13 protein-coding genes are annotated in these 13949 nt (G+C 40.1%); 7 read left to right on the forward strand and 6 right to left on the reverse strand.

Features of this window, described 5'->3' with window-relative positions:
• Positions 1 to 34: 34 nt before the first annotated feature.
• A complete protein-coding gene (locus FGU46_RS08520) occupies positions 35 to 784 on the reverse strand; it encodes a PsbP-related protein (protein WP_286474089.1) in 750 nt (249 codons plus the stop codon).
• Between the two features lie 227 nt (positions 785 to 1011).
• On the opposite strand from FGU46_RS08520, the gene FGU46_RS08525 reads away from it, so the two are divergent.
• The 4 genes from FGU46_RS08525 (at position 1012) to FGU46_RS08540 (ending at position 6161) form a co-directional block, all read left to right on the forward strand.
• On the forward strand, positions 1012 to 2628 hold the full coding sequence (locus FGU46_RS08525; RefSeq protein ID WP_286474092.1) for a sodium:solute symporter family protein: 1617 nt from the start codon (positions 1012 to 1014) through the stop codon (positions 2626 to 2628).
• Positions 2629 to 2663: 35 nt separating this feature from the next.
• Entirely contained in the window at positions 2664 to 3491 is an 828-nt protein-coding gene (locus FGU46_RS08530; RefSeq protein WP_286474095.1) for an MBL fold metallo-hydrolase, read from the forward strand.
• Positions 3492 to 3632: 141 nt separating this feature from the next.
• Entirely contained in the window at positions 3633 to 4550 is a 918-nt protein-coding gene (locus tag FGU46_RS08535) for an ABC transporter ATP-binding protein (protein ID WP_286474098.1), read from the forward strand.
• A gap of 6 nt (positions 4551 to 4556) precedes the next feature.
• Positions 4557 to 6161 (forward strand): ABC transporter permease, encoded by a 1605-nt coding sequence (locus tag FGU46_RS08540; protein ID WP_286474101.1) that lies wholly within the window; start codon positions 4557 to 4559, stop codon positions 6159 to 6161.
• 280 nt (positions 6162 to 6441) lie between these two features.
• Here FGU46_RS08540 and FGU46_RS08545 read toward each other — a convergent pair whose 3' ends face one another.
• The 5 genes from FGU46_RS08545 to FGU46_RS08570 form a co-directional block, all read right to left on the reverse strand.
• Positions 6442 to 6636, reverse strand: coding sequence for a hypothetical protein (locus FGU46_RS08545; RefSeq protein ID WP_286474104.1), 195 nt, complete (start codon positions 6634 to 6636; stop codon positions 6442 to 6444).
• A gap of 193 nt (positions 6637 to 6829) precedes the next feature.
• A complete protein-coding gene (locus FGU46_RS10900) occupies positions 6830 to 8230 on the reverse strand; it encodes a heavy metal-binding domain-containing protein (protein WP_353619887.1) in 1401 nt (466 codons plus the stop codon).
• Positions 8231 to 8252: 22 nt separating this feature from the next.
• Entirely contained in the window at positions 8253 to 8582 is a 330-nt protein-coding gene (locus FGU46_RS08560) for a YbjQ family protein (protein WP_286474107.1), read from the reverse strand.
• A gap of 72 nt (positions 8583 to 8654) precedes the next feature.
• Positions 8655 to 9221 carry a hypothetical protein gene (locus tag FGU46_RS08565; protein WP_286474109.1) on the reverse strand — a complete coding sequence of 189 codons (567 nt, stop codon included), beginning with the start codon at positions 9219 to 9221 and terminating at the stop codon, positions 8655 to 8657.
• Between the two features lie 3 nt (positions 9222 to 9224).
• Positions 9225 to 9647 carry a hypothetical protein gene (locus tag FGU46_RS08570; RefSeq protein ID WP_286474111.1) on the reverse strand — a complete coding sequence of 141 codons (423 nt, stop codon included), beginning with the start codon at positions 9645 to 9647 and terminating at the stop codon, positions 9225 to 9227.
• A gap of 222 nt (positions 9648 to 9869) precedes the next feature.
• Between FGU46_RS08570 and FGU46_RS08575 the strand changes: the two genes are divergently transcribed.
• The 3 genes from FGU46_RS08575 (at position 9870) to FGU46_RS08585 (ending at position 13932) form a co-directional block, all read left to right on the forward strand.
• The gene (locus tag FGU46_RS08575; protein WP_286474113.1) at positions 9870 to 10268 is read left to right on the forward strand and encodes an SHOCT domain-containing protein; all 399 of its coding nucleotides are present in this window, start codon (positions 9870 to 9872) and stop codon (positions 10266 to 10268) included.
• Between the two features lie 680 nt (positions 10269 to 10948).
• Positions 10949 to 11944 (forward strand): AI-2E family transporter, encoded by a 996-nt coding sequence (locus FGU46_RS08580; RefSeq protein ID WP_286474116.1) that lies wholly within the window; start codon positions 10949 to 10951, stop codon positions 11942 to 11944.
• Between the two features lie 248 nt (positions 11945 to 12192).
• Positions 12193 to 13932 (forward strand): PAS domain-containing protein, encoded by a 1740-nt coding sequence (locus FGU46_RS08585; RefSeq protein WP_286474117.1) that lies wholly within the window; start codon positions 12193 to 12195, stop codon positions 13930 to 13932.
• Positions 13933 to 13949: the final 17 nt, after the last annotated feature.

The raw sequence follows: 13949 nt of genomic DNA on the forward strand, positions 1-13949 counted from the left end.
ACTATCCCCTGTCTGATATTTCACGAAATTATATTTAGCTGGACTCCTTAACGTGGAAACTGTTTAAAATAAGCTCCATATCGTCCTTATAGTTTAAGAGTGACTGATTAAATACAAAAACCAAAAAGTAAACCCTTCTATTCTTTTCAAAGGCCACCCCCCGGGTGACGTAGGTGGTGGAATCGCTCTGGATACTGGATTCCACATCATAGGCCCGGGCATTGTCCACAGTTATGGCCTGTTCATAGGTGATGTTGCTGGTCTGGAGGAGGTTGGCCTTCCACTCCACCAGCTTATCATGGAGGGTCATATTTCCCAAATCTTCAGAAAAAACTGAGAGAAGATTATTATTATCCTTATACACCGTCACCATCACGGGAGACTCTACTTCCTCGGATAAATTCCAATTTAAGGGATAATTGAAGGTTATATTCTCGTCATTATAAATATTAAAGGTGGTATTGGCCTGGGAATTGTTGGTCTGGTTGGTGTTGGTTTCATTCCCAGCTTCAGAACCTGAATACAGGGCAAATGCTACCACCAGGCAAATAACTACCGTTAGAATAAAAAATAACCTGCGATTGGCCGATATATAGCCCCTTTTTTCCTGAACCTTCTGGGAGAGAAGATCCTTACGGGATGTTGGGCTTTTCTTGCCTAAACTTTTCTTTGGAGGACTTTTTCGCTCATCCACCCTCTTCTTGGGAGGTTTTAGCATCCGGGCTGCCTTGGATACGAAATCTTTCTTACTTTTATCCGGTTTTTTCCTGGAAGGTTCTAGCACCTTATCACTGCCATGAAGAGTTTTTATGCGGTTTAGGATATGTTCTCATGATGATATGAGTAATTCTTAATTAATGTACTACTTTAAAGATACTATTTTTGCTGGGGACGTATAAAATTAGCGACATTCCCCCCAATGGTTATATTGTTTAAAATTTAATTAATAATCATTATAATTGTAGGATATATTATTAGTATCCATCAATATCTATTACGGAGGCCTAAGGAATGGACTTGCTGATATTAAGTGTCGTAGTTTTGATCTATCTTTCAATGATAGGATATGTGGGTTACATAGCCTGGAAACGTACTAGAAGTGCCGATGACTACATGGTGGCCGGTCGTAAGACCCACCCCTACATCATGGCCCTGAGTTATGGGGCAACATTCATAAGTACCGCTGCTATCGTTGGTTTCGGTGGCACGGCGGCTAATTATGGTATGGGTATTCTCTGGCTGGTCTTTCTCAACATCATCGTAGGAATCTTCATTGCATTTGTCTTTTTTGGGAAAAGAACCCGACGAATGGGGCACAATCTCAACGCCTTAACCTTCCCGGAATTTTTATCCCGTCGTTTTAACAGTCGCTTCATCCAGTACTTCTCCGGGGCCATCATCTTCATTGGAATGCCCCTCTACGCATCGGTGGTCCTGATCGGTATGGCCCGGTTCGTGGAGACTACCCTCAGCATAGACTATAACATTGCTCTTATAGTAATGGCCATCATCGTAGCTGCCTACGTTACATTCGGTGGAATAAGAGGGGTAATGTACACTGATGCCCTGCAGGGGACCATCATGTTCTTTGGAATGCTGTTCCTCCTGGGGGGAATCTACTATCTGCTGGGTGGAGTTACCGATGCCAACCAGGCCCTCACTAACCTAGTTAACATTGTACCCCAGAGTGCCACGGCCAAGGCCACCGCCACTGGATTCACAGGCTGGACCTCCATGCCGGCCCTGGGAAGCCCATTCTGGTGGACCTTAGTATCCAGTTTAATACTGGGGGTGGGGATTGGAGTGCTATCCCAGCCCCAACTGGTGGTACGGTTCATGACCGTTAAATCCAACCGGGAGCTCAACCGGGCAGTCTTAATAGGAGGTGTGTTCATATTCGTCACCACCTTCTCGGCCTATGTGGTGGGCTCCCTATCCAACGTGTACTTCTTCGAACTAACCGGTCTCACTGCGGTTCAGGCGGCGGGAGGTAATCTGGACAAGGTGATACCCACTTTCATCTCAGCCGCTATGCCTCTATGGTTCGCTTATCTGTTCATGATCACCCTTTTATCCGCGGCCATGTCCACCTTATCGGCCCAGGTACACGTCCAGGGGACCGCCCTTGGCCATGATATTTATGAAACCATACGGGGAGAGAAGAAAAAGGGTTCATCAGTAGTTATAGCCCGAATGGGAATTCTGGTAGCGGTAGTTATAGCTGTTATCCTGGGATTCATCCTGCCTCCCAGCATCATCGCGGTGGGAACTTCCATGTGGTTTGGAATCACAGCCGCGGCCTTCTTATCCATGTACGTAGTGGCATTATTCTGGAAACGGGCCACCAAAGCCGGCGCCATTGCAGGACTGGTGGGTGGAAGTTTAATGAGTCTTTTCTGGCTACTGTTTGGCTTCAAAAAATCAGCCGAAGCAGTGGGAATATGCCAGGCCCTAACCGGTAAAGCGGTGATCATCACCACCCTACCCTGGCCCACAGTAGATCCCATAGTCATGTCTCTGCCCATTGCAGCTCTGTTAACGGTGGTGGTAAGTCTCCTAACCAAACCTCCTGAGAAAGAACACGTGGACAAGTGTTTTGCTGGAATAGATGCAAATAAAGGTAAATAGGGCTAAAAACCCTAAATTCCTATTTTTTTAAGAATATGCAACTTTTACAATTTCCTTACCATAACCGAGGGATAAAAGATTGGAAGGAAGTCTTCCAACATTCCCGGCCTGTCACCCTGGAAGTCTTCATTACTGGTACGGTGGCCATCAACCGAAAGGGGTCCGTCAATCCTGCACATCCTCGGGCTGCATCTGTTGAGGAGGAGGAACTGGAAGTTCCCATCCTGGCCTACTGGATTCATCACGAAAAGAAAGGAGATTATCTTCTGGATGCCGGGCTGGATGCTTCTTACTACGGGGATCTCTACGGTGGATTGGAAGGTTCCGAAGTGGACCAGTTTCATCAAGAAAAGGATGAGAACATTGCATACCATCTCAAGGCTAGGGGAATTCGTCTTGAAGGAGTTTTCTTCAGCCATCTCCATGCCGATCACACAGCCGGGCAGCGGGAACTTCCAAAAGACATTCCCTACGTGGTGGCTAAGGGAGAATATGATGATTACTATCCGGAATTGCATGGAGACTTTCTGGAGGGACTGGAGGTTTTACATGAAATAGACTTCTCCCGAGCAGATGAAATGCCTCCTCTGGGCCCCAGTGTAGATCTCTTGGGTGACGGATCTCTGTGGGCTATTTTAACGCCGGGACACACCAGGAAGCACCTGTCTTTCCTGGTAAACGGTTATGGAGGTCCTATTTTTTTAACTATGGATGCTGCCTTTATCCGGAAGAACCTGGACCGGGGAGTGGCTCCCAGTGACTACACCTGGGACGTGGAGATGGCCCAGGAGACTCTGGAGAAGATCATGGAATTTTTAAGGGAGTGTCCGGAGGTTAGGGTGCGGGTGGGGCATGAGCTTTAAATTGTTTTAAAGCTATTAACTGGGTTTATTTTTATTTTTCCATGAAATCGAGATGAAAAGAAATAATTTAAGGAAAACAGAAAACTATTAAATGAGAATTTTTAATTTAATAAAAAAAACGGGATGAATAGAGGGGAATAGATGGCGGTAATTGAAATAAAAAACCTGACGAAATATTATGGCAAGGTTCGGGCCTTGAATAAGGTGGATCTTACAGTAGAAGAGGGGGAAGTGTATGGGTTTATTGGGCCCAACGGAGCCGGAAAATCCACCGCTCTCCGTATTATTCTGGGAATGCTCCGCAAGAACGGTGGTGATATTAAACTTTTGGGACAGGATCCCTGGCACGACGCGGTGAAACTCCACCACCGATTAGCTTATGTCCCGGGGGAAGTAAATTTATGGCCCAATCTCACTGGTGGAGAGGTCATTGATCTTCTGGGAAGACTCAGGGGAGGATTCCGTGACGAAAGAAGAGAAGAACTCTTAAAGATATTCAAACTGGATCCTACCAAAAAATGCAGTGCATACTCAACTGGGAACAAGCAAAAAGTGGCCCTCATAGCGGCACTGGTTTCGGATGTGGAATTATATATTTTTGACGAGCCCACCCTGGGACTGGACCCTTTAATGGAGGGAGTGTTCCGAAAACAGGTACAAGAACTTAAAAAAGCAGGAAAAACCATCCTATTGTCCAGCCACATCTTATCTGAGGTGGAAGCACTCTGTGACAAAGTCAGCATTATCCGTGAAGGGGAAATAATTGAAACAGGAACTTTTGAAGACTTAAGACACCTTACCCGTACCTCCATAACTGTGGATACCATTCAGCCCATCACCGGATTGGAAGAATTATCAGGAGTCCATAATCTGAGTATGGAAGGTACTCACGCCCATTTTAGTGTGGATGCAGAAAAAATAGACTCGGTATTGAAATTTTTGACTCAATTTGGTGTAAAATCACTTTTAAGTACCCCTCCTACATTAGAAGAGCTTTTCGCACGTTATTATGGTGAGGAGTACGAGCCATTGGAGCAGGAAGAACTGGCCGGGGACTGATTTCTAATGCTAATAAAAGACGATTTTGCTGGTACCGCAGCCATGATCCGGCTTATCCTGCGTCGGGATAGAATTATCATACCCCTTCTAGTCATATTCATGGCCCTGTTTGTAGCATTTGTAGCAGCCAGTTTTATCAATCTTTATTCCGATGAAGCAGTACGTATGGCAGTTTATTTACAGCTGAAGAATAATCCTACCTATGTTTCCCTTTTAGGTTCGGTTCTTGATTCCTCTATTGGAGCACTAACTGCCTGGAGGGTGGGTGTTGGTGCTTCATTGATTATGGGCCTAATCAGTGTATTTTTAATGATCAGGCATACCCGTAGCGAGGAAAGAAAAGGGCGGCTGGAATTAATAAATTCTGGAGAAGTAGGTCGCCAGGCAGTGCTGAGCGCCGCTCTTATCACCACCTTTGGGGTAAATTTAGTCATCGCAGTTTTGATTGGCCTGGGATTAATGGTACAGGGCCTTGATGCATACAGTTCCCTAGTTCTGGGTATGAGTTTAGCAGCCTTCGGGTGTTTATTTGTGGCTATCACCGGGGTAGCGGTGCAGTTAACCGAAAGTTCAGGTGATGCCCGCTATTTAATGTCTGGTCTTTTAGTTGCCTTTTTTATGGTGCGTATCTTTGGATGGGATGACGGAGATTATGCCTGGGTCTCCTGGTTATCACCCTATGGCTGGGTGCACCATATTGGTCCTTTTGCCGAAAATAATATGTGGATCTTTGCCATATTCCTGGCATTCATTGCTGGTTTAACTGCCCTGGCCTACTGGCTCTCCTCCCAGCGAGACTTAGGGGCAGGAATCATAACCCAAAGGCCTGGCCCGGCACGGGCCTCTAAAAACTTGCAAAGTGCCCTGGCACTGGCCTGGAGACTCCATCGGGGCATGTTACTATTTTGGGTAATTATATTCGCTTTAATGGGGGTTATGCTGGGATTCACCGTCCAAACCATAACTGATATGATTAGCACTAACCCTCAATTTGTAAATTTGATTCTCCAGCTAGGAGGTAACGCCGGAGTCACTGATAGCTATTTTACTATGATGTTAGCATTTTTAAGCGAATTGTTCGCCTTTTACACAATTATAGCCACATTAAAGCTCCACTCGCAGGAATCAAAGAAATATTCTGAAATGGTTCTCACCAGTTCGGTTTCCCGGAGTCAATGGGCAGTCAGTAACTTAGTATTCGCTGTTTTAGCTCCTGCATTAGTTTTAATTTTATTTGCTTTGAGCATGGGCTTAAGTTATGGTTTAATCACTAATAACCTATCTGATGTTGCTATCCGTATTTTAGGGGCGGCTCTCGTGTATTTGCCAGCTATATGGTTATTTACCGGCATTTCCATGGCATTATTCGGGTTAAAACCGCGACTGGCTTCTTTAAGTTGGGTGGCCCTGGCAGTGATTGTCATTATTGATTTAGTAGGTGAATTTTTTGATATCAGTGAGTGGATACTGAACATTTCTCCCTTTACCCACATACCCCAGTTACTGGCCGGAGATACCATAGAAACACCACTTATTCTGCTTCTATTGGTTGCAGTCCTACTCGTCTTATTGGGAGTCTTGGCTTACCAGCGCAGGGATATAATGGGCTAAAAAATAAATTTAGCAGCATACAGGGATATGAAAAACTACAATCACGATTTTTCCACTTCGAAATTGTATCCGCAATTGTTACAGTTGCAAACTTGCATTTGCTTATCGGTGGTAAGGTTAGTGTAAATTCTGACATCTTCCACATTAGAAGAACCACATTGAGGGCATGATACTGAGGAAGTGCATCCGGATATGGACACAACTCCTGTAACTAGAATAATAGTCACCAAAAGGATCAAAAATTTTTTATTCATAATGAAATTCCCTGAATGTCCTGTTTTTATTTATTTAAAAGAATCTTAAAATAAATATTTAGTTTCTGTATCTTTTCATCTTGTTGGCCATTTTTCATCTCTTTTCCCTTCAGTTGAGGGTTTTTCTTTCTTTCAACTCCTGCATCTTTTTTTGTAATTTCAGGTAACTTTTCAGTCTCCTTTCCTCTGATTCTGCCGGAATTAAAGTGGAAAATTCCCACTGCACTGGACTAACCGATGAAGACCCCAGCTTATCCCCATGAATGACGATGGATACAACATATGAACGACCAAACCCCCTCTGAAACAGCTGGCTGAATAGGAAACCATAACCACTAACAGACGGCGGAAAACTAGCACTAATCTAAAAAACACTCCATAAGGGGAGAACTTTTTTCTCTTTTTTTATTAGCCTCAGTATTCTCTTTTTATGAGTATCTTATCCCCAATAGCCACTACCATGTGAGGAGGGATTACAATGTCTTCAGAACTTCTTAAGCCTGCGAAAATTCCGCTTTCTCCCACTATTAATGCTTCTAATGTTCTGGTTTCGAAGTTTATGTCCAGATCCTTTACTTTCCCAATCACATTTGCATTAACATCCATGACTTCTTTCCCAATTATCTCTTCTTTAATTCTCATGATATTCATCCCCCTATTATCAGATTTATTAAATAAATCTAAATTTTCCCCGATCTTATCTGAATATTTATCATCTTCCTCAAATCTATTATCGAGCGTATTTAAGTCTCTTAATACATTTAAGTATCTCTTTTCAAGCTCTTTAAGATCATTACTGGTAGCCAGTTCAAATTTATTAAGCCCGGTGCTTGGTTTAATAGGGTGTTCGTTGTGTCCAGTTGATAAATCGTCGGTGCTGGATTCATCGCTTATATTGTCATCCACTCGGGAAATACTTTCAGCACTGTCTGAAACCCCTATTTTTTCATTTATTATAGAAGTCTTTTCAGATAATTCATCACCTAATATGACCGCAGTTCCAGTGGCAGTTACGATGGTCACGCTCCCTTGTAACCCGCCCATTGAGACATAGTCAATTAAAACTTCTTCCACTCCATTTGCTCCCATTGATTTAGCTTTTTCGAGCATTCGGGACAGGGCCCCCTTTTTGGCTTCTCCTAAATTCATATCCTCCAGTGGTGTCGGTTCAATGATTTTTAAAAGATTTGAAAGTCTTCCTTCAGACTTTTTCTCTTCGGCGATGCCTTCTCCAGCAACTAAACCTACATATCTCTGTATTTTCTTCCCATTTACATGAGGAACCGATAATAGCGGTATAGATAGTTCATCAAGGAAAATTTCATCTGGTTGTTTGGTTTGTTCCTTTTTCTCGGTTTCAACGGGCATTCTTTGCATTATTCTAGATGGTAGGTTGAGTAGTGCTTTAGTTATCTTTAGCAATGTGCCTACAACAACTACAAAGAGGATATAGTTAACCAATATAGGGAATGCAGCTTGAATCGTGAGTATTATGGCGATTATGGTGATTAAGCTTAGTGTAACAGGTTCTTTGGGGAAGATTATGCCAGGACCGAACCAGCCGTAACCATTGATTATCATGAAGGTTAAAAGAGCGCTGATAGCACCGGTACTTCTCCCGTACTTTCTACTAGCTATGAAAGTTTCAATGAACCCTCCCAGAAGAGGAGACACTATGTACATTATGTTAAATCCAAAAATAACTAAATTCCATGCTATACAAATAAGAGCAGAACCAAAGCCTGCGAATACTCCTAAGAATATGGCTACCAATGCCCAACGTTTTTCTCTGAGAAATTTCACCACTGCTGGCATAACAATATTCCCCTTCCAGAGTTTAAGATTCCTGGTAAGTAACTGCCGTCCCTGTGACCGTGACCATTATGGTGTTTCCCATGGTGCCTCCCAAATTATGATAAGATACACGAGTCCCTATGATTGCATTAGCACCTTGTTTTGCCGCCTTTTCTTCCATACTCTCTATGGCCAAGTTCCTGGCAGTGGTAAGTTCTTCTTCATATTTGGAGGTTCTTCCACCTACCACATCTCTCACTCCTGAGAACAAATCTTTATATAGGTTGGCTCCCAAGAGAGCATCTCCGGTTACTAAACCATGATGTTCAATTATCTTTTTCCCTTCAATGGTTGGGGAGGTTAAAATCAGCATTTATAACCACCTGCTGAAATGAGAATGTATTGATGATTAAGTTCTTTAAAATCTTTAAATGCCATTAAAGATTTATTCTTCACCCTCTAAAGCGTTCAAACGTTTTTCAATATTCTTAAATTTATTATTAGCATGTCCTCTGTATTCATTGAAGCGTCTGCTCAAATCGTCTAGATCCGTTGCTACTTTACCATATTTCTTTTCCAGGTCACTAATATCTTTTTTAGTGGCTAGTTCCCAGTCTTTTATGAGTTGGTCGCTTTTTTCGTCTAGGAATTGGTCTATTTTTCCGGATAGGACGTCGGTGCTTATGGGGACTTCTTTGACTTTGCCTTTTAGGCTTTTTCCCACGCCGGAGACTTTTTCGCTGACTCCAGATACATTTATTTTTTCACCGACTCCGGAAACCTTCTCACTGACTTCGGATACTTGTAACTTTTCACTCATGCCTTGCATATGGCTTTCAGTTTTTACTTTGCCTCCTAGATCACTGGCTCCGGTGCGTACAGTTTGGCCCAGGTTAGTGGCATCGGTTCTCATGGTTTCTAAGCTTATACTTCGGTCTCGGATGTAGTAGTAAAGTAGTACTATTACTGCTCCGGCTAAGACTATGATGGCGAATAATTCCAGTGCGGTCATATTTTACAGTCCCCCTTTTCCTTTGCTCTTTTTTTCTACTTCTTTTTCTTTTTTTTCTATTTCGGTTAGGAGTTTTTGGAGTTTTTCGTATTCGGTTCTGGTTTCCAGGCGGGTTACTCTTTCGTTTATTTCACTGTGCATGAATCCGGCTTTGTGCATTAGTTTGGAGGTTTCTCCCCGTATTTGGGCGAGTTTTTCTTGTTGTTCCTGTGGTAGAGGTATGACATTTTCCATCATACGTTTTGCTTCTAAGTCCTTCCCTACAAGTTCAATTTTCTTGAGGTCGGCCTGTTTTTGAAGGAATTCTACATTGCTTTGAGCCTCTCTAACCCTTCTCCACTGCATAACGATTATGATTATGGTTATTACTGCGATTACAATTATTATAAGCCAAAAAATATTCTGCGGAATGTTCACATCAGCCATAAGCTATTCCCCCTTATTAATTTTTTAATATTATTGTATGGATAATAGAGTTTTATAGCCATCATTGCCCCTAAATGTTTATTTCGGTTCTTCATGCCCATTACTGACTTTAAATATATTATATGATTCAAATATTAAATAATTATTGATTATAAATGTGCAATCATACATAATAGTATCTTGAGATACATTAATGATGAAGATACTTAATCGGTGATAGAAATGGTTGTTGGGCATCATGAAGGAAATAAAATCGAACTGAAACTTGAAAAAGATGGTATAAGTCTTAAAAAATCGGGAAGAATAAGTGGATGGACCAAAGGAGAAAAATTTGTTGAATATGAAGACATTACCGGTATAGAATTTAAGAAAGGTGTTTTATGGGGAGATCTTGAAATATTTACTTCTGGAATGAAAATAGAAGTTGAAAGGGTTAAAAAAAATGAAGGAGATGCCTTCGTTACCGTGTTAAGAAATAAATTGAAAGAAACCCGAGAACAAAAATATGAAAACGCAGAAACCATCAGTCCCATGGATGAAATTAAAAAAGCCAAAGAATTATTAGATGCTGGGGCGATAACGGAAGAAGAGTACGAGGAAATCAAAAAGAAATATTTATAGGTTAAAAAAAGAAGTTTTCTCATTCCATAATTTTTAAGAAATAATAAATTAGAGGAATTCAAAATTGGCCTAACCAAATAAGAGGTCATACTCCGATTCGGTGATCACTCCTCATTTTTTAAAAGATAGCTAATTTTTCTTATTTTACTTCTGTATCGTTTGATAAATCAGTTTCAGCTTCGCGGGCTTCTGGTTCCTCGTATTCTTGCTATTACTGACATAGATCCCTCTATTGCCAAGAGCTCCCAATCATCATCATCATTCTTCTTCTGGTTCTCTTTCTAGCTCTCCACGTCCGCTGGTCCTAAATCTGGCATATAAACTATTTCCAATTTTATAATTTGTGAACAATTTATACCTCATTTATTCTTGTTTAAGTAGTGAATATTTGGATTATTCCTTTGGCGTTGGTGTTGACGATTAGGATTCCTTTTGGTTTTTAATGTGCGATCTAAAAACGATTTATACAAGTAATCTTTTTTTAAAACTAAAATTTCGAGAAAGTGAATTTATATATTTCAATTTCGATCCTGACTTTGGCCATTAAATTAACCTTCTTAACTTTAATTTAGGGTGTATGAATGTGATCTATCTTTAAAACTGGTTATTGCACATTTAACTTCGATAATTATAAATATTTGGCATTGTAAATTATTACACGTTAAAAGGGAGGGAAAAAAATGATTGATGATTTTAAAATACCACCATTTCTCCAGCAAATTGTCATAATAGCCGTTATTTTTGTGGCATTTTTAGGAATGAAATATACTTCTGAGATTTTGGGGCCATTATTACTTTCAATATTCTTGAGCATAATAATCTATCCCTTTTTGATGTGGCTGAAAAAAAGAGGCCTATCTTACAATTTAGCAGTGATAGTAACCCTGGTTGGTATTTTGGCCTTAGGTACGGCAGTAATAGGTTTCCTTGTTGTGGCATTAGCGCAATTAATAAAAGCAATTCCAACCTTATCTATAAGTTCTAATGGTTTTCTTGCACAATACGGGAACGAAATAATAAATTTCATTGTCTCCAGCATACCTGAAACAGACTCTGCAGGGATTATCTCTATGGGAGTTTTTATTCTGTTTTCAGTTATCTTCCTGGTTTATGAGCTTCCTCAAATCAGAAATAGACTTATAAAGATGATGGGTGCTGATAATCCTAACCTGACAAAGACATTTACTCTCATCGAAGGCTTCGTCGAATACTTTGTAATACGAGCAAAAGTAAATCTTCTTTATGGAGTGGGTGTTTCGGCTATTCTCCTACTGTTTGGCATCGATTTTGCAGTTCTCTGGGGATTATTGACATTTGTATTAGGATTTATACCATATGTAGGCATTATACTGGCAGCTATACCTCCCGTACTAGTGGCGTGGGCTAAATATGGTATACAAGGGGCTATAGTAATGGGGCTTTTCTTTGTCATTATTAATACCATAGCAGAAAGTTATGTCTTCCCAAAACTAACTGGAAAAGATCTTCAAATGTCAGTTTATGTGGTATTTGCTTCAGTATTTGTATGGGGTTGGGCTTTAGGGCCTGTCGGATTTTTCATTGGAGTGCCTTTAACCATGGTCATCATAGTTTATCTGGAAAGCTTTGATGAAACTCGCTGGTTGGCATCACTTATGGGCAGTGGCGAGGAAGATGTTTCTAAGAAAAAGAAATAAGTAAAATGATGGCAAGTTGGCCTCCGATATAGTGAAGCCCTGAGAATAAAATTTATCACATAGGGGGTTGGATCCTTGCCATACTTTCATTTTTGACAAGTTATAAGTTCATTATCTGAATAAAATAACATTTCTGCTGAAGGTTAGGTTTAACTATTTATTCTTACAACTCTTTTTTAATAATAAAACTCTTAGTTGAATAAGTGCTCATTATATAGGGCTTATAATTTATGCCTAAAACTGATAATATGAAAAATAAAAAGCTTAATCCTTATGGGGATGAAGAATTTATACATAATAAAGAATTTGAAAGAATAAAACAGTTAGAGCTCGATCTAAAAGAGATTAAATACAAATTTAACGAAGCAGAGGCCATTGCCAAGATTGGTTTTTGGGAAGTTGATCCTGTAACTCTAAATCTAACCTGGACTGAAGGACTTTTTAAAATTGTAGGATATGATCACAAATATGGGCAGGTCAAATATTTTGATCAAAAGAAGTTTATACATCCTGACGATTGGGAATATTTTTATGAGGCTCTCCTAAATGTACTTAAAACAGGCAAAGATCACACTATTGATGTTAGGGTAGTTAGACCGGATGGTATAATACGTATCGTTCACCTTATCGCTAAACCTATAAACGACAAGAATGGAAAGGTTATTGGGGTTAGGGGTACAGCTCAAGATATTACTTATTTAAAGAAAGTTGAAAACGATCTTAGACAATCAGAAGGATTTTATAGGGCTCTTTTTGAAATTACAGGGACAGCAACCATTGTTGTTGACGAAGATAATACCATATTAATGGCTAATTCACAGTTTGAAAAAATTTCAGGATATTCTAAAGAAGAATTAGAAGATAAAACAAGCTGGAAAGAAATGGTATCAAAAGAAGATCTGGAAATTATGGAAGAATATCACCACCTGCGTATAAATGATTTAGGAACCCCTCCGGAACATTATGAAGCTAGATTCGTTGATAAAGAAGGAAACATTAGGAGCATTTTAATTAATGTGGCCGTTATTCCCGGAACAAAAAGAACAATAGCTTCTATTCTTGATTTAACCGAACTTAAGTTGGCTGAAGAGTTAATTAAAACCACCTTGGAACGTTTTTATACTATTCTTTCCAATATGCGTGCTAGCATTTTGTTGGTAACAGAGGATGATCTAGTTGAGTTTGCAAACCAGGCGTTTTGTGACTATTTCAATATTAGGGAAGCACCAGAAGACTTGAGTGGACAAACCGCATCGGAAATGATTAAAAAAATTGAGAATGTCTATCAAAACAGCGCCGAGGAAATCAACCGCATTCAGGAAATAGTTGGTAATTGGCAACCGGTAATAGGTGAAGAAATTGATATGACCGGTGGAAGAACATGTATACGCGATTTTATACCCATATCTATATACGATAAACCTTACGGCCGGTTGTGGCTTCACTTAGATATCACCGAACGCAAAAAGATGGAAAAAGAATTGGCCGATAGTGAAGGAAGATATCGTTATCTAGTCGAAAAAGCTTCCGCCGGAATGTTTATTTTGGATAAAAATGGAGTCATCACCTATTTGAACGATCATATGGCGCATATACTGAATTACACCAAAGATGAAATGTTAGGAAATCATATAAAATATTTTGTTGATGAAAAAGATGAATTTATTCGGCATAGAAAACCATTTGAGGTTCAAATAGAACGATACAATTGGTTTAAGTTTTTAAATAAAACTGGCAACGTTTTTTGGACAAACTTGGCAGTTTCGCCCATTTTCAATTCTAAAAAGGAATATATTGGTTTGCTTGGAATTGTTTCTGACATCAATGTACAGAAAGGACTAGAAAAAGCATTTTTAGAGAGGGAAGAAATATTCACCGAGATCATCTACGATATGATGGGAATGCTCAACAATATAACAAAAGACCTAAATAAGTCTGAATTCGGTCAAAAAGACTTAGCTTCAGCTAAAAAATTAGATAATAACTAAATTTTTATATGTTGATA

The organism is Methanobacterium sp. CWC-01, assembly GCF_030323845.1.
GTDB classification, from domain to species: Archaea; Methanobacteriota; Methanobacteria; order Methanobacteriales; family Methanobacteriaceae; genus Methanobacterium; species Methanobacterium aridiramus.